Below are 23,559 nucleotides of genomic sequence, written 5' to 3'. Positions count from 1 at the left end.
ACAAAATTTTTTGTAATATTCGCAACAATATCTTTAAAACCTATTAAACCTGATTATAATGAATAACGGACTTTATCATGAGGAATTTGAACATGATTCCTGCGGTATAGGAGCTGTAGTGAATGTCAAAGGCATCAAAAGCCATGAGACAATCAGCGATGCGCTCTTTATGCTTAGCAACATGGAACATAGAGGGGGCCGAGGTAGTGATCCAAAGACAGGCGATGGAGCAGGTATCTTGATACAGATTCCCCATTCCTTTCTCCGAGAAGTAACAGCTAGAGCAGGTTTTCAATTGCCGGAGCAGGGAAGCTATGGCGTTGGAATGACTTTTTTTCCCAAAAACAGGCAGCTCTACAAAAAATCAAAAGAACAGCTTAACCAAATCATAGATGAACTTGGTTTTAACCTTATTGGATACAGAAATGTACCCGTAGATGAGACTGTGCCAGGCTCAGGTGCTTTGGATGTCATGCCCAATATTGAAATGGTCTTTGTCACCCACAAAAACGGACTAAGTGGCCTAGAGCTGGAGAGGAAACTGTATGTTTTGAGAAATTATTCCTCCAGGACCATCAACCTGGCCATACCCGGTGTCAACTCTGCCTTTTATTTTGCAAGCTTTTCTGCATTTACATTGATTTATAAAGGTCAGCTAAGAACCGATCAGGTCCTTCCTTTTTATAAAGACCTTCAAAACAAAAACATCACTTCCGGATTGGCCATTGTCCATTCTAGGTTTTCGACCAATACTTTCCCAAACTGGCGATTGGCACAGCCATTCCGATACCTTTCCCACAACGGTGAAATCAATACTATCCGCGGTAACCTCAATAAAATGAAGTCCAAGGAGACATTGATGCGCTCCATTTTCTTTACAGATGACGAGCTTTCAAAACTGATGCCCATCACCAATAAGAAAAACTCCGATAGCGCCAATCTTGATGCTATGGTGGAATTGCTGACCTTGAGCAGCAGAACCCTTCCCCATGTGATGATGATGATGGTTCCGGAAGCTTGGCAGGACAATCAGATGATGGATAAAGACCGCAAGGCATTCTATAAATTCCATGCTTCTCTCATGGAGCCTTGGGATGGACCTGCAGCGCTCTTGTTTACAGATGGAAAATCCCTTGGGGCAACTTTAGATAGAAACGGGCTGAGGCCTCTAAGGTATTTTATCACAACTGATGACAGGTTGATTTTATCCTCAGAGGCAGGTGCTCTGCCCATCCGGGAAGCGACCATCAAAGAAAAAGGGAGAATCAGCCCTGGAAGAATGCTTTGGGCGGATCTGGAAAAAGGTAAAATTTCCTTCGATGATGAAATCAAATCCTCCGTCTGTGACAATAAACCTTATGAAGCTTGGGTAAGGGAAGAGCGTCTGAAGCTCAGGATGATGCCTGATCCCGAAAAATTAGAGTATCCATACACTACCGCAGAAATAAAAAAACGCCAAACGATATTCGGCTATACTTCGGAAGAACTGAAAGTAATCCTTTCCCCGATGGGTGAAGCGGGATATGAAGCTGTCGGTTCGATGGGAGCAGATACTCCATTGGCCGTTCTTTCAAAACAAAGCCAACATATATCCAATTACTTCAAGCAACTATTTGCCCAAGTCAGTAACCCACCCATTGATCCGATCAGAGAAAGATTGGTCATGTCATTGTTTACAAGAATCGGGGAAAGCCACAATATCCTGGCAGAAAGTCCGCGTCATACAAGGCAAATCCACATTTCCCAACCTGTCTTACTCAATGAAGACCTGGAAAAGATCAAACATTTAGAAGATCAGGGATACAGGACGGTGACTTTATATGCCCATTTTGAAACTGATCACCAGCCGGGCAGGTTATTGGAGGCTTTGAACCATCTGTGCAAAGAAGCAGAAGGTGCCATCTATGCAGGTAAGAATATTATCATTATTTCTGATAGAAACAGTACGGAATCCAAAGCACCGATACCTACTCTTCTTGCAATCGGCGCAGTACACCATCACTTGGTAAAGAAGAAACTCAGAACACGCGCAGGTTTGGTAGTGGAAGCCGGAGACATCAGGGAAACACACCATTTTGCCACAGTCATCGGATATGGCGCATCGGCTATCAATCCTTATCTGGCATTGGAATCCCTAATACACCTGAATGAAAAAGGGGCGTTTGCAAAAGACATTCCTCAAAATCAGCTTTTCTATAACTTCCAGAAAGCGGTAGGAAACGGACTTTTGAAAGTTCTTTCCAAAATGGGAATCAGTACACTCCAGTCCTATCAGGGTTCCCAGATCTTTGAAGCCATCGGTCTTGGACCTGAGGTAATTGACAGGTGCTTTAAAGGGACTGTCAGCAGGATTTCGGGGATTTCATTTGATGAATTGGCCGAAGAGGTGCTTATCCGTCACCATGCTGCCTATGAAACCGAAAGCCCGATTTTGGAAACCGGGGGAGTGTACCAGTGGAAAAGACGTGGTGAAAAACACATGTTCAATCCTGAAACCATCCACCTGTTACAGAAATCCACCAAACTCAATGATTATGGGATGTACAAGAAGTTTGCCCAGAAAATCAATGACCAAACCAAAGATGCATTGACGCTTAGGGGATTGTTCGAATTCAAGAAAAGAATTTCCATACCTATAGATGAAGTGGAGCCTGTCGAATCAATCCTGAAGCGTTTTGCCACGGGTGCAATGTCATTTGGGTCTATTTCACATGAAGCCCATTCTACTTTGGCTATCGCCATGAATAGGATCGGTGCCAAAAGCAACAGCGGTGAAGGTGGAGAAGATGAGATCCGTTTTGAGAAAAAGCCAAACGGTGATTGGGAAAGGTCCGCCATCAAGCAGGTCGCATCAGGAAGATTTGGAGTCACAAGTAATTACCTGACCAATGCCGCCGAGCTTCAGATCAAAATGGCCCAAGGTGCAAAACCCGGGGAAGGCGGACAGCTGCCCGGCCATAAAGTAGATGAATGGATCGGAAGGGTAAGACACTCCACCCCTGGAGTGGGGCTGATTTCCCCACCACCGCACCACGATATTTATTCCATCGAGGATTTGGCTCAGCTGATCTTTGACCTGAAAAATGCAAACAGAAAAGCACGGATCAATGTCAAGCTTGTATCACAGGCAGGTGTCGGAACGGTAGCTGCAGGCGTTGCCAAAGCCATGTCGGATGTGATTCTGATTTCAGGCGCAGATGGGGGTACAGGAGCATCGCCTTTGAGTTCGATCAGACACGCCGGACTGCCTTGGGAACTTGGATTGTCTGAGGCTCATCAGACATTGGTCAAAAATAACTTACGTAGCCGTGTGGTATTACAGACCGACGGCCAACTGAGAACAGGAAGGGATATTGCCATTGCCACTTTGCTTGGTGCTGAGGAATGGGGAATCTCAACAGGAGCATTGGTAGTGGAAGGCTGCATCATGATGCGTAAATGCCATCTCAACACCTGCCCTGTCGGTGTAGCAACCCAAGATCCGGAACTGAGAAAACTCTTTACCGGTGATCCTGAACATGTGGTCAATTACTTTATGTTCCTTGCCCAGGACTTGAGAGAAATCATGGCTTCACTCGGATTCAGCACCATATCCGAAATGGTCGGACAAAGTGACGTGCTGAAAGCCACAGGGCATATGAACCATTGGAAATGGGACAAAATAGATTTGAGTCCGATATTCCACAAAGTGGAAGTTCCTGACCATGTCGGGATCCACAAGCAGATAGACCAGGAATTTGACTTAAAAAATGTCTTGGACAGACAATTGATCCAGGCTGCTATTCCTGCTTTGGAACAGGCGAGTCCAGTGGTTGGTACGTTCAAGATCAACAATACAGACCGGACTGTCGGCGCGATGCTGTCCAACGAAATATCCAAAATTTATGGAAGTCCGGGTTTGCCTGAAGATACAATTCATTTCAATTTCTCAGGGTCAGCTGGACAGACATTTGGAGGTTTTCTGACAAAAGGAGTGACTTTTGAGCTCGAAGGGGAATCCAATGATTACTTCGGGAAAGGGCTTTCTGGAGGAAAACTGATTGTGTATCCTAGCCGTAATGCCAACTTCCTTGCCCATGAAAATATCATTATTGGCAACGTGGCATTTTACGGTGCTACCTCTGGAGAAGCTTATATCAATGGAAAAGGAGGAGAAAGATTCTGTGTGAGAAACTCCGGAGTGGCTGCTGTCATAGAAGGTATCGGCGACCATGGCTGTGAATACATGACCGGAGGACTTGTGATCAACCTCGGTGAGATCGGCAGGAACTTTGGCGCAGGTATGAGCGGGGGTATCGCATACATTCTAAAGGATTATATCCACCTGATCAACCAGGAAATGGTGGATCTCGATCCACTGAACGAGGATGATTATGTAACCATCAAAGAACAACTCAACAAACACGTTTCATTTACCAATAGCCAATTGGCAATCGAATATCTCGACAATTGGGATGAATACAGGGAACGTTTCCTAAAAGTGATTCCAAGGGATTACAAAGAAGTTTTGAGAAAGAAAGCATTGGAAAAATCAACAACATTGGTGTAAGATGGGAGCTAAAGAGGGATTTATTTTATTCAAAAGAGAGCTTCCGGAATCCAGAAAGCCGGAAGAAAGGATACACGATTATAAGGAAATCTACAAGCCGTTTGAGGGAGAAAAACTCAACCATCAGGCCGCAAGGTGCATGGATTGTGGTGTTCCGTTTTGTCATCAGGGATGCCCGTTGGGAAATATCATACCTGATTTCAATGACGCGGTATACAGGAATGAATGGGAAGAAGCCTTTCAGATTTTGAGAAGTACCAACAACTTTCCGGAATTTACAGGAAGAATCTGTCCTGCACCCTGTGAGGGTTCTTGTGTACTTGGTATCAACAAAGATCCGGTGGCCATTGAACTCATCGAAAAAAACATCGCGGAAAAAGCTTATGAGCTTGGCTTTGTCAAGCCAAAGATGCCAACAGTTAAAACAGGTTTTAAAGTAGCTGTGATCGGTTCGGGCCCTGCAGGATTGGCAGCCGCCGACCAACTCAATCAGGCCGGACATGAAGTCACTCTTTTTGAAAAGGACAAAAAAGTAGGTGGATTGCTGCGGTATGGGATTCCTGATTTCAAACTCGAGAAATGGGTCATTGAACGTAGGGTGGAAATAATGGAAAAAGAAGGGGTGATTTTCAGTACAGGGACCGAAGTTGGTTTCAATATCAAAGCCGAAAATATCCTGCGGAATTTTGACGCTGTCGTACTTTCCACAGGGGCGCAGCAGCCCCGGGAACTTAAAATAAAAGGATCCAACCTAAAGGGAGTCCATTTTGCGATGGAATTTCTTGGGAAACAAAATCAGGTCATAGCCGGAGAAATTCCCTCAAATCCGATTTCGGCGGAAGGAAAACATGTCCTTGTCATCGGTGGCGGTGACACCGGAAGTGACTGTATCGGCACTTCCAACAGGCATGGTGCTGCGAGCATCACCCAATTGGAATTGCTGCCCAAACCTCCAAAACAAAGAACAGTACTGAATCCTTGGCCGGAATGGCCGATGACTTTGAAGACCTCAAGCTCCCACGAAGAAGGTGCGGATCGGGTATTCTCTGTGTTGACAAAGGAATTTGTCGGCAATGACAAGGGGGAAGTCACAGGGTTGGTATTGGTAGATCTGGAATGGAAAGAACAAAACGGCAGGATGCAGTTTGTAGAAATTCCGGGTACCACGAGAACAGTCCCTTGCGACCTAGCCTTCATCGCTATCGGGTATGGAGGTCCGGCACAGAATGGCTTGCTCGAGGCATTTGGAGTACAGACCATGGACAATACACTTCCAATATCCAAAGAATACCAAAGCACAAATAAGAAAGTATTCCTTGCCGGTGATATGCGAAGAGGTCAATCTCTGGTCGTATGGGCCATATCTGAAGGAAGGGAAGCGGCAGTCAAAGTCGATGGATTCCTTCAGGGCAACTCTTTATTACCAAGAAAAGATGAAGGATATTATGAAGTGGAGCAACAAATCCATAATTGAATCCAATGAAGCAATAAGCCTAAAATAAGAGTAAGCGTGATAATAAGTTTAGTTTGTGATTGTTATGATTTTTTAGCAATCTAATCAGAAAGAGCAGGTCGGTGGCCTGCTCTTTTTGGTTTATTACATTTAAAAATTTTGGTAAAAACCCAATGATGCCATCTTGCAAACCACTCTAAATAAGCATTTTCAAAAAAATGATCTTCAATCAGGACATCCTTTTAATTGATTACGTCCTTACAAAAAACCATAACTTGTAGAACCTATGAAATTATCATCTTCACTTGCTCTAGCCACCATCCTATGTATTACGCTTTCCTGTAGTATTGATGACAACGATTTCAATCAGGAAAATCTTCATGGAACATGGGAACTGAGTTCCTATTGGGAGGAATCAGGACTCTTCTTAGTTCAGGCATATGAATTCAATGAAGACGGCACATTTGAACTTAGGGTGACCGCACGACAACAGGATTCCAACATTGATTTAGGATATAATTCTCTTACTAGCGGAACATATTCATTGGTAGGGAATACCCTATCTCTTCAAGAAAAAGAGTTTTTAACAATTCCTGAAGGAAGTACGGTTTGGTATACTGGAATGGATAAACTTGTCGGAGGAGACTGGAACAGGGAAACAGAAATAACAATATCTCTAAAAGAAAGAAAGTCTCAATTGGTGTTGGATTTTGGTCCCTGCCCACCCAACGCAATGTGCACCGGTCCAATCACTTTCTTCCGGAGATAGAAATTAAGAGTTCATAAAAAAAGCAGGCCAATAGCCTGCTTTTTCGTTACAAATAAACCCAATCAATCTGTTTTAAATATTGCTTCCGGAGCTGCCTTTTCCTCCTGATGAACCTCTGCCTCCTCGGTGACCTCTTCCGCTTCCACTACGTTCTTGGATTTCCTTTCGGTTTTCTTTTTTGACTTCCTCCCATTTGGTTTTTTGATCAGGAGTCAAAACCGCCTCAATCTGTTCGTTTTGAACTTGGTTCTGAGCCTGCATTTCTGCTCTTTTTGCCTTTCTATCTTCTTCCATGGCTGCTCTTTGGGCCTCTCTTTTTTGAGCATTGTCAAGGTTGATCTTGTAGATTTTTTGTTTTTGATCTTCAGAAAGACCCAACTCTTCGGTCATCCTGGTCGTCATTTTATCTGCTCTTTGTTCGGGAGTTAGTGATTCTTTCGGTTGACCTTCTTTTGAACCTCCTTGGCCTCTTTGGGCAAATGCACCTGCAATTGTCAGGGTAAATAATGCGGCAATCATCAATAGCTTTTTCATGTCTTTATTTTGTTTTTAGAAATTTTTTAAAAGGAAAGCTTTAGAAATTTTGATTTCCCGGACAAATCAAAGGAATCTATAAGCTGTAAATTTGAAGATTAGACTTAGGCTGCGACAGTTGGTTTAATCCCTTGTTTTGAAAATACTGTTAACAAATCTTAAATTGGGAAATGGACAGTTTCTACTATTTTGGGTATGCGAGCAATTTGGATATAAGCACCTTAGAAGGAAGGCTCCAAACAAAACCTCTAAAAATCGGTATCGGCATATTGCCTCATTTTGGTTTTCGGTTCAACCATCCCAATCAGGACGGTTCTGCAAGGGCCAACATTGTACCAAGTGAAAATGAATCGGTGTATGGGCTTGTCTTTGAAATCAAAAATGAAGACTTGGGTTATTTCCTGAGTTCTGAGCCGGGATATGATTTGGTGGAAAAAGAAATATTTACAAAAAAGGGACGGCTCAATGCTTTGGTCTTCATCTCCACCGAAACGAGGGAAGGCATATTCCCAAAAGAAGAATATTGGAAAGTGATTTTGAAAGGGGGCAAAGAATCAGGAATTCCCGAAACATATCTCGCCCAGATCATAAACAGAGTAGGGAAAATATGATTTTCCGGAAATGTCCCTTCCCGGAAAATCTTTCTGATACCATTTACCTATTTTTTACATCCGGTGGCCTCACTTGCATAATACCGCTCTTCGCCTACATATAGCGCCTCCTCTTTCAAAGTCAGCGGGACTGACAATGGACTCAAACCCTTTTTGTTGAAAGTCAAATTCAGAGTGGCTTGAGGACCTTCTCCCACGACGGTCCAAGTGCCGGACATCCTGTTTTTGTATTCAGGATTGACGTTTCTCATAATTCCTCGCTTTTTGACATTGGCAGAAAAAGTCCCGTTCTCACAGAGATTGATTTGTGTTTGTCGGGCGCCTCCCACTACTTGGTCATAGGTGATCATCAGTTTGTTGGAAAGAAACTCTTTCCAGTCAAAATTCTCAAAAGGAGATTCAAATGATGGAACTGCAAATGTTCCTTTCTCTAAAAATTCTAGAGCAGCACCTGAAACAGCTTCGTAGGATTCCTCTGTCCCTACCGCCAAAATCGTGATACAGGTTCCCTGATTGCCACATTTGGTTGCAGCAAAGGCCTTATTTTGATTTTTCACATAGTTACCTACAGCCTCGACTTCCGATTGAAGAAGTTGTCCTGAAATTTTCGGTTCTATTGCTTTCAACTTTAATGTTTCTGTGACATCCACACCCTGTTTCCAAAGTTCCGAAAGTTGCTGAAGGTCGGTCGTGGCTCTACCAAAGACATATATCTCGCCAAAGGAGCCATTTGAGGAAGTCAATAAAAAAACCTCACTTTCTCGGGGCAAGGTCCCTATCCATCCAACCGGAACCTGAGAAGTAAATCCATAACTTGGCGCATACAGCGTATCCAGGGAATTATACATCCTTCCGGGTTGAATCCTTTTTTTGGCTGATTGACCCGAAACAGGAAAATATATAAAAGCGGCAACCAGGATTATGATGAGGGAAATCGCATTTTTCATAAAATTAGATGTTTAAAAGGCTTAATGAAATTACTTATCAATCTTCATAATCTTTCTCCTCCAGCATCCACTGCCTTTTGAAATCCTTGACATATCTCGGCCTGATCAAAAGCCGCAGACTCGGATCAAAAGAAAGATACTTCCATGACCAAGTGAGGAAAACCATGAGTTTATTTTTCACTCCCAGAATGGCCATCAAATGGACAAAAAGCCAAACCAACCAAGCGAAAGAGCCTTGAAAACTCACAAATGGAAGGTCGACCACAGCCATTTTTTTTCCTATGGTTGCCATAGATCCCAAGTCTTTGTATTTGAAAGGATGCCAAGGCTTTTGTTTCAATTCATTTTTGAGATTTTTGGCAAGATTGCGCGCTTGTTGGATAGCCACTTGGGCCACTTGGGGATGGCCATTTGGAAAAGCCTCTTCTTTTTGGACACATTGGTCACCCACCACATAAATATCATTTTCATTGACCAATCTGTTAAACTCATCCACTAGAAGCCTTCCGTTTGGCGCCTTTTGGTCGTCCTCCACACCGATCAGTGAATTGGCTTTGATACCCGCCGCCCACAGTAAAGTCAGTGTTTTGATCGGTTCTTTATCAAGAAGCTTCACGATAAACCCATCATAATCTTCGACCCTAGTATTGAGCATAACTTCTACTCCGAGTTCAATAAGGTACTGAAGCGCCTTCTCCCTTGACTTTGGCGTCAAGCCACTGAGGAGTGAACTTCCGGATTCAACGAGTATAACCCTCATGTTTTGAAAGCTTAACTGCGGATAATCTTTGGGAAGTACTTTGTTTCTCAACTCTGCAATAGACCCTGCAAGTTCCACACCTGTGGCCCCACCTCCGACAATAACCACATTCATGATGGGTTTGCGTTCCTCCACATCAGCGATGTTGACTGCACGCTCATAATTAGAAATAATTTTATTTCTGATGTACAATGCCTCTGAGGTGGACTTCATCGGGGCACAGAATTTTTGGATGTTCTGATTACCGAAGTAATTGGTATTGGCCCCTTGGGACAAAATCAGGATGTCATAGCCAATTGTGCCAAGATTGGTATGGATAATTTTATGGGTCTTATCAATTTCTTTGACCACAGCCATTCTGAAAATCACATTGTCTGTTTGGTGAAAAATCCTTCTTAAGGGAAAGGAAACAGCACTTGGAGAAAGCGCAGCAGTAGCCACCTGATACAATAAAGGCTGGAATTGGTGGTAATTGTTCTTGTCCATCAAAACCACCTGATAGTCAGTATGAGCAAGATTTTGGGCAATTTTCAATCCTGCAAATCCTGCTCCTACGATCACGATTCTTTTGTGTTTTGGCGTTGGTATATTCGGTATAGGAAGTGTCTCAGAAAAGCTCATGGTAAAAGAAATTAATTAAAGAACGCCTGTAAATCTATTAAATTTTGCATTATGATTACCGTTCCAAGAAGAATTGTTGGTATTGGTTTTCTTTGTTTTTAGGCACTTTAAAAAGATTTATTATTTTTACCCACCTTTTAAAAAAGATCAGAAATGGGAAGAGCCTTTGAATTCAGGAAAGAAAGAAAATTTAAGCGTTGGAGTCAGATGTCCAAGGTCTTTACACGCCTTGGAAAAGAAATCGTCATGGCCGTCAAAGCAGGTGGGCCTGACCCAAGCAATAACACCAAGCTCCGTACTGTAATCCAAAACGCGAAAGGTGCCTCCATGCCTAAGCATACGATCGAAGCTGCGATCAAAAGGGCCTCAAACAAGGACGAAAAAAATTACGAGGAGATAGTTTATGAGGGATATGGCCCCTATGGCGTGGCTGTTATCATCGAAACCTCCACCGATAATATCAACCGCACGGTAGCCAATATCCGAAGTTATTTCACAAAATCCGGAGGAGCTTTGGGAACCTCAGGCTCAGTAAGTTTCATGTTTACCAAAAAAGCAGTATTCCGCTTTGCCCAAAAAGACATGGACGTAGAGGAGTTGGAATTGGAACTGATAGACCATGGACTCGAAGAAATTGCTGAGAATGAAGGAGAAATATTTGCATACACTGAATTCGAAGATTTTGGAAAGATGCAAAAAGCCCTTGAAGACAAACATATCGAAGTGATCAATGCTGATTTCCAATGGTTTCCTTCTACTACTGTCGACCTTACCGAAGAACAGGAAGAAGAAATCAACAAAATGATAGAGAGACTTGAAGAAGACGATGACATAAACCAAGTATTCACCAACGTCGCATAATATTGCCCAAAATCCAGCATTTCACATTCATATCATCTTTACATCTGATCATCCATGACCGGAACAACGAGTTTTCCAAAAAGAAAGAATATCCAAGAACAACAAAAGCAAAATCTAGTAATTGTTGGCAGTAGAAATCCAGTAAAAATCAGTTGTACAGATGGTGGTTTTCATCAGGTATTTGAGGGTACTTACCTGGTAGAAGGCCTGAATGTAAGTTCTGACGTAGAAGCCCAGCCTGTCGGAAATGAACAGACTTTCAAAGGTGCTATGAACAGGGCCAAAAATTCCAAAGCCGTTTTTCCTGAAGCGGATTATTGGGTAGGCATAGAAGGCGGTGTGGAAAAATTCCAGGGAGAATTGACGGCATTTGCTTGGGTGGTGGTTTTGGACAAAAAAGGCAAGATCGGCAAAGCCAAGACTTCCCAGTTTTTCTTGCCCAAAGGCATTGCGGATTTGGTTGATGGTGGCATGGAACTCGGGGCAGCTGATGATAAATTTTTCAAGCTCGAAAATTCCAAAGAACAAATCGGTGCGGTGGGGATTCTTACCAAAGGAGCCCTCGACAGAAAAAATTATTACCAGCAAGCAGTCGTGTTGGCATTGATCCCATTTCTGAAGGAAGAGCTATATTAAAATTCCTTATATAAGTGATAGATTTTTTCAATTGGCTTTATCTCAGTTATATACATAGCTTTGAAGTCTCAAATCTTCCAACTTACAAGGAATTAATCCCGACGCATTTTGTTCGGATTTTGGCATAGTAAAAGTAAGGTAAACCTTTTGCTTTGCCGGTGGTTGAAAGTTTGGATAGATTAAATTTGAAAAAAATAGGTCCTAAAATTCCCTCAAGGAAATTACTTTAGTACCGAAAAAGATAAATAGCAGAGCGTGTTTGGTCACCAAAACAGTAAACTATAATTTTTAAAGAGCCCGCATTTGGGCTCATTTTATTTTCAGGTTATTCAGGAAATTCTCCAAGGATTTTCTCCAATCGGGATCAGCATCCCACACAGGACCGATATACAATTCATTACGGACCAAAAACCGGATGTAATATTTCACCACAATCCTGTCACCATCTGTGAGATTGTCGGTGGCCAAGCCCATATTTTGCATCAGGTCAGCTTCCCTCGCCTCCACACGCATCAAAACAAACTGAATCCGCTCACCGATTAATGCCGCATCGGTCTTAGGAACGGTGAGGAATTCGACCTGATGTGGATACAACTGCGAAAAAATTGCTTGCAGCCCGTTCTTTTCGGCATTCTGTTCTGCCAAGACACTTTCCTCAGATTTACCCAAAAGGTCATATCTAAAAGTATTCAGGTAGCCACTTTCCCCTGCGGAGCCGGATAGCGGTATTCCAAGTTTGAAAACATCCAGGTTGAGCGGATTTCTATTAAGGTACCTTTGTGCGGCAGAGGCGGTAGCATTGGCTCCTGAGGGGAATTCCGGGACTTCCAAAACCATGAGGTTTTTGGATTTGATGCTTTGGCCCATGACTGTCAATGTTTCATTCAACTGCTGAATACTTCCTGCTTCCATGCTCCACATCCCGTTGGTGGGAATCATGCTTTTATTATTGGAAAAAGGGCCAATATTTAATGTCACATTCCCATTGGCTTTTCTTGTCAAGATCACAATGGAGGAAACCATTCTTTTGGAAAACATGGTGGCAAAACCTGCTTGGACCTCTTCGGATATCACGACCGATTCCAGTTCATAATAAGCAATGGGATCTCCTCCAGCCGAAACCAAAGCAGGATGGAATTCATGGGCCAAAGCCTCCCAGGAAAGCAGCGGTCGGGCTTGGGGAGAATTTGATATAAGGACTACCGATTTCCCATCCAAAAAAGTCTGAGGAAGGGCATTTTGAGCCATACCAGGTTGGATCAACGCCAAAACCGTCAGCAAGGCCAAAAGATATTTCATAGGTGTTAAGATTCGAGCGATTATATCTTACTATTTTTACGAATATACATAACGGACCAATTTAAATAGATATATGAAAAATTTATTGAAATTTTTAATCCTATTTTTTCTTGTTGCCCCTTCTGCACTGAACGCACAAAAAATCGACCAAAACAAGTTGCTCAAAGATATCGAGTACCTTTCTTCTGATGAGTTGGGTGGAAGAAAACCGCTTTCGGAGGGAAGTCTGAAAGCCAGAAAATACATTCAGGAAAGGTTTCAGGCATTGGGACTCAAATCCCAATACCCGGATTATACCCAATATTTTGATTTCAATAACAGCAGAGAGGGCAAATTATATGAAAAGGCGGCCAATATAGTCGGCTTTATCGGCGGAAAGGAAACTGACAAGCTGATCGTGGTCATAGCACACTATGACCATATCGGTATGGATGGCGAAAAAATTTTCAACGGGGCCGATGACAATGCTTCAGGTACAGGGGGACTATTGGCTTTGGCCGAGTATTTTTCTAAAAACCGCCCAAACCATTCCATGATGTTTGTGGCATTAGATGCGGAAGAAATGGGACATCAAGGAGCAAAAGCACTGGTCAACGATTTCCCTTTTCCGCTTACTCAAATAGCTTTAAACATCAACATGGACATGATCAGTAGGAATGTGAACAATGAAATCTATGCTGTCGGGACATATCATTATCCTCAATTGAAACAGACCATAGAGAGGGTCGCGGCAGGACGTTCTCCAAAATTATTGTTTGGGCATGACATCCCCGGTCAAAAAGGTGATTGGACCAATGCTTCAGACCATTCCCAATTTCATAAAAACGGAATCCCTTTCATTTATTTTGGGGTGGAAGACCACGAGGATTATCACAAAGACACAGATACTTTTGACCGGATACAACCCGAATTCTACACAGGAGCCGTCAGGTTGATTTTGGATATAATCATTGCTTTTGACCAGGAGCTAAAGAAAGATTAGATTTTTAGAAAAATGAAACGGGTATATTTAACTGAAAATCAATAAGTAACATTGGCTAAAACTGACTTTATCACACGTTTTTTGATTTGGAGGCTTCGCCACCTGAGTACAAAAAACTTTGTCCTGATTGTAAGTGGGGTGATCGGAGTGGCTTCAGGTTTTGCTGCTGTGATTTTGAAGTGGTTGGTCCATGCTATCCAAGAATTTCTTACGAATAGCTTTTATGAAGAATACGCCAATTTTTTTTATATCGTCTATCCGATTATAGGGATTTCACTTGCGTACTTGATTGGACATTACGTGCTCAAAGACAAAGGAGGGCATGGGATTGCAGATATCCTGCTGAGCATTTCAAAGAAAAGCAGTTTGATTCCAAGGGTAAAAATGTACAGCCGGGTAATCACCTCTGCCTTGACTGTCGGATTTGGTGGCTCGGTAGGATTGGAAGCACCCATCGTGATGACAGGTTCTTCCATCGGTTCTAATGTGGGAGTACTGATGCATCTCAATGCCAAAAAACGGACCCTCTTGATAGGTTGCGGGGCCGCGGGGGCCATTTCGGCTATATTTGGCGCGCCCATCGGTGCGGTGATTTTCGCTATCGAGGTAATCCTCATGGAGGTAAGCATCGGAAGTTTTATACCTCTGTTGATAGCATCCGTTGCGGGGGCATTGACCTCTATTCTGTTGCAGGGCAATGAGAGCATGTTCAATTTTTCCATCACAGAAGAATTTATCGCCTCTCACGTCCCTTATTATTTTTTATTGGCTGTTTTTACCGGTTTTGTATCGCTATACTTTAATAAAACCATCCTGAGTACAGAGAGTTTGCTGGAAAAATTCGATGAGCCCTATTTAAAACTACTTTACGGCGGAGCCTTTTTGGGATTAATTCTATTTATTTTCCCCCCTATCTATGGAGAAGGATATGATACGCTGAATCACCTCGTCTCCGGTCAACCCAATAATATCCTCTCGAAGAGTCCATTTTTTTCAGAAATAGACAACCCTTATTTTATCATTCTTTTTTTATCCATGATCTTGTTGATTAAGCCAATCGCATCTGCCATTACCATTGGGATCGGGGGGAGTGGTGGTATTTTTGCTCCTTCCTTGTTTGTTGGAGGAATTGCCGGGTTTCTCTTTGCCTATACTGCCAACCTCTTTAACCTACCCATTGAACTTCCCCTAGCCTCATTTACCTTGGTGGGCATGTGCGCGCTCATGAGCGGGGTACAGCATGCGCCGCTATCAGCCATATTTTTGATAGCGGAATTGACAGGAGGCTATGAATTGCTGATCCCGCTGATGTTGGTTTCTTCAGTCTCCTATGTTACGACGACCTATTTTGACAAGGACTCACTTTACAAAAAGCAACTGATAGCCAAAGGTACTTTTCTTCCTGCCACCAAGGATGAAGAGGTGCTCGAACTTATGGACATCAAAAAAATAATGGAAACTGACCTCTTGCCTGTTTCGCCTGAAGCAACCTTGGGCGACCTCTGTGAACTGGTCAAACTCTCGAGAAGAAATATTTTTCCTGTGGTGAATGACAAAGGCGACCTGACCGGAATAGTCACCCTAGACGATATCAGAGAGCTCATGTTTGATGCAGAAAGCCAGAAAACGCTGAAGGTCAAGCAACTGATGCATTCTCCCCCAGAAGTGATAAACAGTAACGAAAATATGCAAAATGTGATGGATAAGTTCGAAAAATCCGGTGCTTGGAACCTTCCCGTGATCGAGTCAGGAAAATACCTGGGATTTATCTCCAAAGCCCGAATTTTCCATGCCTACAGGAAGAAACTGATCCGACAAAATCAAGAATAAAGGCCACTGTTTTTATGCTATTTTTCCCCAAATTTCCAACCCAAAAAAATACAACGATTACGTAAAATTCTCATTTACAGTTAATTATCCACAAAATCATATAAAAGTGAAGTGATTTAATTAATTGATTATCAATAGGTTATGTGCTTTTTTTTAGGGTGTGTGGAAAAGTATTCGAAAATGTGGATAAAAAAGGCTTGCATTTTAAGATATGTCTTTAAAGGCTGATTTAGAAGTTTTTGGAAATTTTGAGTACTCAAGGCCTTCAGTTTTTTAATCCTTCTATTGGTTTTTTATACCTAAATCAGTAAAAAATATTGCGATTTATTCGCCACAAAAAACTTAATGTAAAATACTAAAAACTCATTTAGAAAATTTCTGTTTGTAAAATCAAGTATGTTCTAATAAAAATACAATTTTAACAGGATATGTTCAATTCAAAATTCAAAACATATCTTAAACTCCTATTCAGAAAAATTAGCAGGGAGGTAATAAATAAGGTGAAAAAAAAGACTGCTTTGATTGGAAGCAGTCTTTTATTTTATACAGCCTTCGCTTTGTCCATTTGATACAGGATGTCTTCATAATCCAGTTTGTCCCAATTTTGGGAAATCAATGGACTTGACATGACCTTGTCCATGATTTTTTCCTGCAGCTTCCCTTGGGCATATGCCTCTGAGTAAGGCATATTGGAAAATGTCACCATGGTATAGAGCGGAATCCACTCTTTAGGGTAAAGGGCATGCAACTTGGCTTCTATTTTTTTTCTGATCAGGAATTTTGGGTCAGACACTTCATTTCTCATTTCTTCGAAATTCTCCATTGCTAACTGACAGATGGCATCCGTATCTCTTTTCCTCTTTTTCTGAAATTTGGCAAAAACCAACTCCCAAGCATTGGTACCGAATTTTTCAATCAATTCATCCAAAATAAAACAATCCTCAAATCCACAATTCATGCCCTGACCATAAAAAGGAACCATGGCATGAGAAGCATCCCCGATCAAAAGGGCGCTTTTGAGCATCCAAGGATAGCATTCTATATTGATAAGGGCAGAGGAAGGGTTTTTGAAATATTCTTCCTTCAAGGTGGGCATTAACTTAAATGCATCATCAAAGTAGGTTTCAAAGACATTCGCCACATCCTTTTCATCCCTTATATTTTCAAAACTTATCCTTTCACCTTCGAATGGAAGAAAAAGGGTACAGGTAAATGATTTGTCCGGATTGGGAAGTGCGATGAGCATAAAGCTTCCCCTAGGCCAGATATGGAGGGCATTGGGATCCATGGCAAATTCACCGGATTCCGTCGGAGGGATGCTGAGTTCTTTATAACCATGGGTGATATATTCCTGCTTGTAGTCAAATCGGACTTGCTTCAGCATGGCATTTCTAAGCGCAGAATAGGCTCCATCTGATCCAATAATGACATTAGAGGAAATTGTTTCTTTGTTCCCTTCCGGATCCACGACCAAAAGCTCATTGGACCTGAGGTCCACATCTTCTATTTTATATCCAAAATTTTGCTTGACCCCTAATTTTTCCGCTTCATCAATCAAGAGCTGGGTAAATCTCCCTCTGGAAATAGAGTAGATCGCCTGACCTTCTTTTCCGTAGGGTATAAAACTCGTTTTCCCATGTTCATCGTGGACTTTTCGCCCGTACATGGGAATGGTCAAGGGGAGTACTTTTTCCTTTAAACCGGCTTTTTCCAAGGCATTCCACCCTCTGTCGCTCAAGGCCATGTTGATAGACCTGCCTTCTTCCTGGTACTGCCCTTTTCGGTTGTCGGGTCTTTTCTCGTAAACATTTACGTCAAGACCTCTTTTTTTCATATATATGCTCAACAATGACCCGATAAGACCGGAACCAAGGATGCTGATTTCATTTTTTTTCATGGTTTGAGAGATACTTTCTGCCTGGTCAGGCAAATTTGTGAAGGGATTGTTCTAGGATTTTGGCAAACCTATAGACATCCAGAAAGCTGTTATATAACGGTGTGGGTGCGATTCTGATTACGTTGGGATGACGCCAATCCCCAACTATTGCATTTTGGTAAAGCTCATCAAAGACAGCTTTTCCGCCTTTTTTGACAAGCAAAGATAATTGACAGCCTCTTTCATTGGTGTTTTTCGGGGTAATTATTTCAATTACACCGCGTTCACCGTTGATTTCCCGGAGTAAAAACTCCAAATAACCTGTCAAAAGTTCACTTTTTTGCCTCAGTTTTTCCATGCCTGCTTCCAGAAAAATATCCAGGGAAGCCTGATGTGCAGCCAAGGCAAGTACATTGGAATTGGCCAATTGCCACCCGTCTGCACCAAACATCGGCTTAAAACCTTTTTCCATCTTGAATCGCTGCCCTTCATCATGTCCCCACCATCCTGCAAATCTCGGCAAGTCGGGACTTTCGGCATGGCGCTCATGAACAAAAATACCGGAGATGTTGCCGGGTCCTGAATTCATGTATTTGTAGCTGCACCAAGTGGCAAAATCAACTCCCCAATCATGCAACTGAAGGGGAACATTTCCTGCAGCATGGGCCAGGTCAAATCCCACTTTTGCTCCTGCTGCATGCCCCGCGGCAGTGATCGCCTCCATGTCAAACACCTGCCCGGTATAATATTGCAAACCTCCCATCATGACCAAGGCAAGTTGGCCCTGATTTTCTGAAATGGTTTTAAGGATGTCTTCAGTTCTCAGCGTATATTCTCCCTCCCTTGGCTTTAATTCGATGATGGTCAGATCGGGATCCAAGCCATGAAACTTAACCTGCGTCTCTAGCATGTACATATCCGAAGGAAAAGCACCAGCTTCAGTGATGATTTTGAATCGCTCTTTGGTAGGCTGGTAAAATGACACCATCAAAAAATGAAGGTTTGAACTTAGGTTATTCATCGCCACGACCTCATGCTCATGTGCACCGACAATCTCAGCCAAAGCCGGTTTGGATTTTTTGCGGACATGATACCATGCGTCTTCCCCAAGAAAATGGCCGTCAACTGCCAGATTGGCCCAGTTATCCAACTCCTTTTGGATGTATTTTTTTGTGGTTTTGGGTTGTAGCCCAAGGGAATTGCCACAAAAATAAATCGCCTCCTTTCCATCGACTTTGGGAAAATAAAATCTCGACCGGAATCCACCTAAAGGATCCTTTTCATCCATTTCTCTGGCAAAATCTTCTGAAAATCGATAGTCTGTTTTTTTCATTTTTAGTAATGGAAAGAAGGGTGTTGGCAAAGACTAAACCACCATCTAGGCAATAGGTTTGTCTCCATCATCAAAATTACCATGTTTCCGTTTTGAAAAAAACCGATTTGATTTCGGCGGTTGTTTCTGAATCTGTATTTTGCACAAAAATAGATATCCCATGTCCAAAGAAATCATCTTCTCAAGTGATGCCCCTGCGCCTATCGGGCCCTATAGCCAAGCTGTTAAAACCGGAAATACGCTTTATCTGTCAGGTCAGATTGCCTTGGATCCTGTCACCGGTGAGTTGATCAATGAAAATATTACCGAAGAAACCCACGCCGTCATGAAAAACATGGACGCGGTGCTGAGAGCCGGAGGTTTTACCTTTGCCGATGTAGTCAAATGCACCATATTTATCAGGGACATGGGTCAGTTTGCGACAATCAATGAAGCATACGGGCAGTATTTCAAAACCAATCCCCCCGCAAGAGAAACCGTCGAAGTCAGCAAACTTCCGAAGAATGTCAATGTGGAAATTTCCTGTATTGCAGTAAAATAGGAAATCAGAATTTTAAAGGCATCAATCGGTATCTTACTTTAAAAGAGGAATCTAACTTTTTTGGTGGGCTAGAGTTAAAATCCAATGAATCCATTTCCAAACCACAGCGAAGTGCTCGTATCTGCATTGTCCAAAAAGGAAGTGGAACAGCGGTTAGAAAAAGTAACCCTGGATGTCAACTTTTTAGATTATGAGCAAAGACTTCAAAAAGGATTTCAATTCAACGGAAAAGTGGAAAAAGAATCATTCAGACTCTCCTTGGCCATCAATAAGCCGGACAGTTTTCTGCCCTTGATCTTGGGCAAAATCGAGGCCACACCCAAAGGTTGTATCCTTTTTCTCAGATATAGGCTATTCCCGAGTTCTACATTTTTCTTGGGTTTTTGGACCGTGGTGACCTTGGGTCTGGCTGTGGTTTTTGGCTTGGTCTCCCAAAATCCGGTTTATGCCGGCATCAGTCTTCTTGCCGCCATTGGCAACTACTATTTTGCATGGAGTTATTTCAAAAGGAAAATCAAAATCTCACAGGAGATATTCCATGAGATGCTCAATTTGGATCGAAAGGATTAATTCCCCTTATCCTTATGTATTCTTCCAATCAGGTAGTAATTTAGCGCATCAAAAAATAACCACAGGATCAAATAAATATGAGCATCAGGATAGAAAAAGATACCATGGGGCCTGTTGAGGTTCCTGCTGACAAATATTGGGGAGCGCAGACCCAAAGGTCCATCAACAATTTCAAAATCGGTGGCGAAAAAAACAGGATGCCTATCGAAATCATCAGGGCATTTGCCATCCTCAAAAAATCCGCTGCCATCGCCAATGCCGAGCTCGGAGTATTGACTCAGGACAAAGCCGATATCATTGCCAAGGTCTGCGATGAAATCTTGACAGGTCAGCATGACGATCAGTTTCCACTTGTGATCTGGCAGACAGGCTCTGGAACACAATCCAACATGAACGCAAACGAAGTAATCGCATACAGGGCCCATGTGCTTTTGGGAGGTTCATTGGAAGATGCCAAAAAGAAAATCCACCCCAATGATGATGTGAACAAATCACAGTCTTCGAACGATACTTTCCCTACCGCCATGCACATTGCGGCTTACAAGATGGTGTTGGAAACAACCATCCCCGGTGTGGAGCTCCTCAAAAATACGCTTAAAGCAAAATCAGAGGAGTTTATGGGTGTCGTAAAGATCGGCAGGACCCACTTTATGGACGCCACCCCGCTTACTTTGGGACAGGAGTTTTCGGGCTATGTAGCGCAACTTGAACATGGACTGAAAGCATTGAGAAATACTTTGTCCCACCTGTCAGAACTTGCCCTTGGCGGAACTGCAGTAGGCACCGGATTGAATACCCCTGCAGGTTATTCTGAATTGGTGGCCGCCAAGATCGCCCAATTCTCCGGACAGCCGATGGTCACTGCCCCCAACAAATTTGAAGCACTTGCGGCCCATGACGCCATTGTGGAAACCCACGGCGCCTTGAAGCAATTGGCAGTAAGTCTGATGAAAATCGCCAATGACATCCGGATGCTTTCTTCAGGCCCAAGATCCGGTATCGGTGAAATACTGATCCCTGAAAATGAACCGGGTTCTTCCATTATGCCAGGCAAAGTCAATCCTACCCAAGTGGAAGCCATGACGATGGTTGCCGCACAGGTCATGGGCAACGACGTTGCTATTTCCATCGGCGGATCAAACGGACATTTTGAGCTGAATGTATTCAAACCGATGATGATTGCCAACTTCCTTCAGTCCGCCAGGTTGATCGGTGATGCCTGTGTTTCTTTCAATGACAACTGTGCTATCGGTATTGAGCCAAATAAACCATTCATCAAGAGACATTTGGAGAATTCCCTGATGTTGGTGACAGCGTTAAATCCATACATTGGCTATGAAAATGCAGCAGCCATTGCGAAGAAAGCGCATAAAGAAGGCACTAGCCTAAGGGAAGCTGCTTTGGCATTGGGTCTATTGACAAACGAGCAGTTTGACGAATGGGTGAAGCCAGAGGACATGATCGGCAGTCTTAAATAAACAAATCAATTTTACCCCCATATGAAAAAATCGAACATTTTGATGACGACAGCGGCCGCATTGCTCCTGTTTTCCACCACACCTACATTTGCTGAAGGCAAAGGCAAAAAAGAACCAAAAGTATTGACCGCTGAAGAGCAGGTAAAACTTGAGGAAATCGAAGCCCGGGTTCTTGAAATCCGAGATATGGAATTATCCAATCTTGAAAAAGCTGAAAAAGCCGAAATCAAAGCAGAATTGAAAAGCCTTGAAAAAGAAGCCAGAGCCCTCCGTGGAACAGGTCTTTACATTTCCACAGGGGCTTTGATCATCATTATCATCCTATTGATTATCTTACTTTAATCGGAATAATATCAACACTTCAGATTCAAAGCAGAGAGGTAATCAAAGCTTTTTTGAAGGGCATTTACATGGTCAGGAGTCAGGTCTTTTTCTAACAGAAAATGCTTGGCTCCTGATTTTTTTGCTTCGCAAAGGATACCGGACAAGTCCAAAACCCCATCACCTGCATCCGCCAGGTACGGGAATAACCCCATCCATTCACCCATATTCCCACCATCTCCTGGGAAAGTCTTTTTCTCACGCATGTCTTTTACATGGAGCAAAGGGAACCTTTTTGGATTTTCCTTGAGGTATTTGATGGGGTCAATTCCTGCCGCGGTAAACCAAAAAACATCCATCTGCATTTTGACCAAATCAGCATCTGTGTTGTCAAGTATCATCTGGAAAGGAACCACGCCATCTACGGCTTTGTGGCCATAGCCATGGTTATGATAGAAGAAAGTCAAGCCGTTTTTCTTGGCAGATTCACCGACCTGATTGAAGATCTCAGCGGTTTTTTTGTAGTCGTCGAGGCTTTTCCTCATGTCATCCGGAATCATGGCGATACCCACATATTTGTGCCCGACAACATGTGCTGCTTCAGCAACACCTTCCATGTTGTTTCTCAAAGTCGGTAAATCCACATGGATGCTCGGGGCAGAAAGTCCATACCTGTTTAAAATTTCCTTCACCTCTTTTGGTGTTTTTCCAAAATACCCGCTTCCGGAAAAGCCCAATGCATTGGCTGCCATTTTCCAACCTTCCTTGGTCGCTTCATCCGAAAATGTATATGGCCCAAAAAACTCCAACTCTTTATAGCCGATTTCCGAAATCACTTTAAGCGTTCCTTCAAAATCTGCCGAAAGGGCTTTGGGAACCGTAAACAAGGCGACTCCTAGGGATTTGATTTTTTGCATGTCATCGGCCATGGTCAAATGGGGTATTAAGCTACCTGCGGCTACCGCAACGGCACTTTTTTGGATGAAAATTCTTCTGTTCATAGGTTTACTGTTTGAGAATTAAAGATGCGAAATCGAATTTCAGAAATAATAATGGTAATCAGTTTGAACTCAGCTAATTTTTGATTTTAATGATTCTTCGTTTTATTAAATGTCAAAAAAGGCCTTCAAAAAGTTATTTGCTTTCAAGCGTTTGAAGATATTTTTTCACTTTGACAGATCTCAAATATACAATTGTCAAGAGCACCAGCCAGATGATTTGATTGAAACCGATTTGGAACACAGTCCTTTTGTTCCATCCCAAATCAGGAATAAAAGCAATGAAAACCCAAACAAGAAGTGCCAGATGCCCGACGATCCCGACCAAAATCAAATACTGCCAACTGATCGGATAAAAGGCACTCATAAAAATCAGAAAGCCCAAGATCATCCCGAAAATCCCGAAGACGTTGGTATTGGACTCAGCGAGGTAATCCGGATTCATAGACAGCCATTTCAAAAAGTCTTCTCCAAAATATCGGAAGAAAGCCGACCAAGCAAAGGTGTACATCCCTGTAAGCAATAACAGGCCGCGCAGGGGCATTGGAAAACTTGGTGTAATGCTGTTTTTGTCCATAATCTAAATTGGC

At 42.7% G+C, this 23,559-nt stretch carries 20 protein-coding genes; 12 read left to right on the top strand and 8 right to left on the bottom strand.

The features are described 5' to 3' along the window. Window positions 1-58 precede the first annotated feature (58 nt). The 3 genes from gltB to DQW11_RS08365 all read left to right on the top strand — a co-directional run bounded on the left by gltB (window position 59) and on the right by DQW11_RS08365 (window position 6,771). Window positions 59-4,549, top strand: coding sequence for a glutamate synthase large subunit (gltB, locus tag DQW11_RS08375; RefSeq protein WP_113923600.1), 4,491 nt, complete (start codon window positions 59-61; stop codon window positions 4,547-4,549). 1 nt (window position 4,550) lies between these two features. After that, on the top strand, window positions 4,551-6,023 hold the full coding sequence (locus DQW11_RS08370; RefSeq protein WP_113923599.1) for a glutamate synthase subunit beta: 1,473 nt from the start codon (window positions 4,551-4,553) through the stop codon (window positions 6,021-6,023). Window positions 6,024-6,288: 265 nt separating this feature from the next. Continuing rightward, window positions 6,289-6,771, top strand: coding sequence for a hypothetical protein (locus DQW11_RS08365; protein ID WP_113923598.1), 483 nt, complete (start codon window positions 6,289-6,291; stop codon window positions 6,769-6,771). 72 nt (window positions 6,772-6,843) lie between these two features. Here the strand turns inward: DQW11_RS08365 and DQW11_RS08360 are convergent, their stop codons facing one another. Continuing rightward, a complete protein-coding gene (locus tag DQW11_RS08360) occupies window positions 6,844-7,305 on the bottom strand; it encodes a DUF4890 domain-containing protein (RefSeq protein WP_113923597.1) in 462 nt (153 codons plus the stop codon). Window positions 7,306-7,475: 170 nt separating this feature from the next. Here DQW11_RS08360 and DQW11_RS08355 point away from each other — a divergent pair, with 170 nt between their 5' ends. Next, window positions 7,476-7,916: a gamma-glutamylcyclotransferase family protein gene (locus DQW11_RS08355; RefSeq protein WP_113923596.1), complete on the top strand. Its 441-nt coding sequence runs from the start codon at window positions 7,476-7,478 to the stop codon at window positions 7,914-7,916. Window positions 7,917-7,963: 47 nt separating this feature from the next. Here the strand turns inward: DQW11_RS08355 and DQW11_RS08350 are convergent, their stop codons facing one another. Both DQW11_RS08350 and DQW11_RS08345 read right to left on the bottom strand, forming a co-directional pair. Then, window positions 7,964-8,863, bottom strand: a complete 900-nt coding sequence (locus DQW11_RS08350) for a hypothetical protein (protein ID WP_113923595.1) — start codon at window positions 8,861-8,863, stop codon at window positions 7,964-7,966. A 37-nt stretch (window positions 8,864-8,900) separates the two neighbouring features. After that, the gene (locus tag DQW11_RS08345) at window positions 8,901-10,244 is read right to left on the bottom strand and encodes an NAD(P)/FAD-dependent oxidoreductase (protein WP_113923594.1); all 1,344 of its coding nucleotides are present in this window, start codon (window positions 10,242-10,244) and stop codon (window positions 8,901-8,903) included. Between the two features lie 153 nt (window positions 10,245-10,397). Between DQW11_RS08345 and DQW11_RS08340 the strand changes: the two genes are divergently transcribed. Together DQW11_RS08340 and yjjX are read left to right on the top strand one after the other, a co-directional pair. Next, window positions 10,398-11,105: a YebC/PmpR family DNA-binding transcriptional regulator gene (locus DQW11_RS08340; RefSeq protein WP_113923593.1), complete on the top strand. Its 708-nt coding sequence runs from the start codon at window positions 10,398-10,400 to the stop codon at window positions 11,103-11,105. A gap of 54 nt (window positions 11,106-11,159) precedes the next feature. Continuing rightward, window positions 11,160-11,741, top strand: a complete 582-nt coding sequence (yjjX, locus tag DQW11_RS08335; protein ID WP_113923592.1) for an inosine/xanthosine triphosphatase — start codon at window positions 11,160-11,162, stop codon at window positions 11,739-11,741. 309 nt (window positions 11,742-12,050) lie between these two features. On the opposite strand, the gene DQW11_RS08330 is transcribed toward yjjX, so the two are convergent. Further along, a complete protein-coding gene (locus DQW11_RS08330; protein ID WP_113923591.1) occupies window positions 12,051-13,040 on the bottom strand; it encodes an NTPase in 990 nt (329 codons plus the stop codon). Between the two features lie 73 nt (window positions 13,041-13,113). Here DQW11_RS08330 and DQW11_RS08325 point away from each other — a divergent pair, with 73 nt between their 5' ends. Then, window positions 13,114-14,022: a M28 family peptidase gene (locus tag DQW11_RS08325; RefSeq protein ID WP_113923590.1), complete on the top strand. Its 909-nt coding sequence runs from the start codon at window positions 13,114-13,116 to the stop codon at window positions 14,020-14,022. Between the two features lie 51 nt (window positions 14,023-14,073). After that, window positions 14,074-15,852, top strand: coding sequence for a chloride channel protein (locus DQW11_RS08320; protein ID WP_113923589.1), 1,779 nt, complete (start codon window positions 14,074-14,076; stop codon window positions 15,850-15,852). A 541-nt stretch (window positions 15,853-16,393) separates the two neighbouring features. On the opposite strand, the gene DQW11_RS08315 is transcribed toward DQW11_RS08320, so the two are convergent. Together DQW11_RS08315 and kynU are read right to left on the bottom strand one after the other, a co-directional pair. Then, window positions 16,394-17,749, bottom strand: coding sequence for an FAD-dependent oxidoreductase (locus DQW11_RS08315; protein ID WP_113923588.1), 1,356 nt, complete (start codon window positions 17,747-17,749; stop codon window positions 16,394-16,396). Window positions 17,750-17,774: 25 nt separating this feature from the next. Next, window positions 17,775-19,061: a kynureninase gene (gene kynU, locus DQW11_RS08310; RefSeq protein WP_113923587.1), complete on the bottom strand. Its 1,287-nt coding sequence runs from the start codon at window positions 19,059-19,061 to the stop codon at window positions 17,775-17,777. Window positions 19,062-19,221: 160 nt separating this feature from the next. On the opposite strand from kynU, the gene DQW11_RS08305 reads away from it, so the two are divergent. From DQW11_RS08305 to DQW11_RS08290, 4 genes are all read left to right on the top strand, one after another. Beyond that, window positions 19,222-19,602 carry a RidA family protein gene (locus tag DQW11_RS08305; protein WP_113923586.1) on the top strand — a complete coding sequence of 127 codons (381 nt, stop codon included), beginning with the start codon at window positions 19,222-19,224 and terminating at the stop codon, window positions 19,600-19,602. Window positions 19,603-19,686: 84 nt separating this feature from the next. Next, window positions 19,687-20,172: a hypothetical protein gene (locus tag DQW11_RS08300; protein WP_113923585.1), complete on the top strand. Its 486-nt coding sequence runs from the start codon at window positions 19,687-19,689 to the stop codon at window positions 20,170-20,172. Window positions 20,173-20,249: 77 nt separating this feature from the next. Further along, window positions 20,250-21,650 carry a class II fumarate hydratase gene (gene fumC / locus DQW11_RS08295; RefSeq protein WP_113923584.1) on the top strand — a complete coding sequence of 467 codons (1,401 nt, stop codon included), beginning with the start codon at window positions 20,250-20,252 and terminating at the stop codon, window positions 21,648-21,650. A 21-nt stretch (window positions 21,651-21,671) separates the two neighbouring features. Next, window positions 21,672-21,992, top strand: a complete 321-nt coding sequence (locus DQW11_RS08290; RefSeq protein WP_113923583.1) for a hypothetical protein — start codon at window positions 21,672-21,674, stop codon at window positions 21,990-21,992. 11 nt (window positions 21,993-22,003) lie between these two features. Here DQW11_RS08290 and DQW11_RS08285 read toward each other — a convergent pair whose 3' ends face one another. Together DQW11_RS08285 and DQW11_RS08280 are read right to left on the bottom strand one after the other, a co-directional pair. Then, the gene (locus tag DQW11_RS08285; RefSeq protein ID WP_113923582.1) at window positions 22,004-22,972 is read right to left on the bottom strand and encodes a sugar phosphate isomerase/epimerase family protein; all 969 of its coding nucleotides are present in this window, start codon (window positions 22,970-22,972) and stop codon (window positions 22,004-22,006) included. A gap of 133 nt (window positions 22,973-23,105) precedes the next feature. After that, on the bottom strand, window positions 23,106-23,546 hold the full coding sequence (locus DQW11_RS08280; protein WP_113923581.1) for a hypothetical protein: 441 nt from the start codon (window positions 23,544-23,546) through the stop codon (window positions 23,106-23,108). Window positions 23,547-23,559: the final 13 nt, after the last annotated feature.

Source organism: Cognataquiflexum aquatile, assembly GCF_003316845.1.
GTDB lineage: Bacteria > Bacteroidota > Bacteroidia > Cytophagales > Cyclobacteriaceae > Cognataquiflexum > Cognataquiflexum aquatile.
This window is presented reverse-complemented; position numbering and strand designations above follow the sequence as displayed.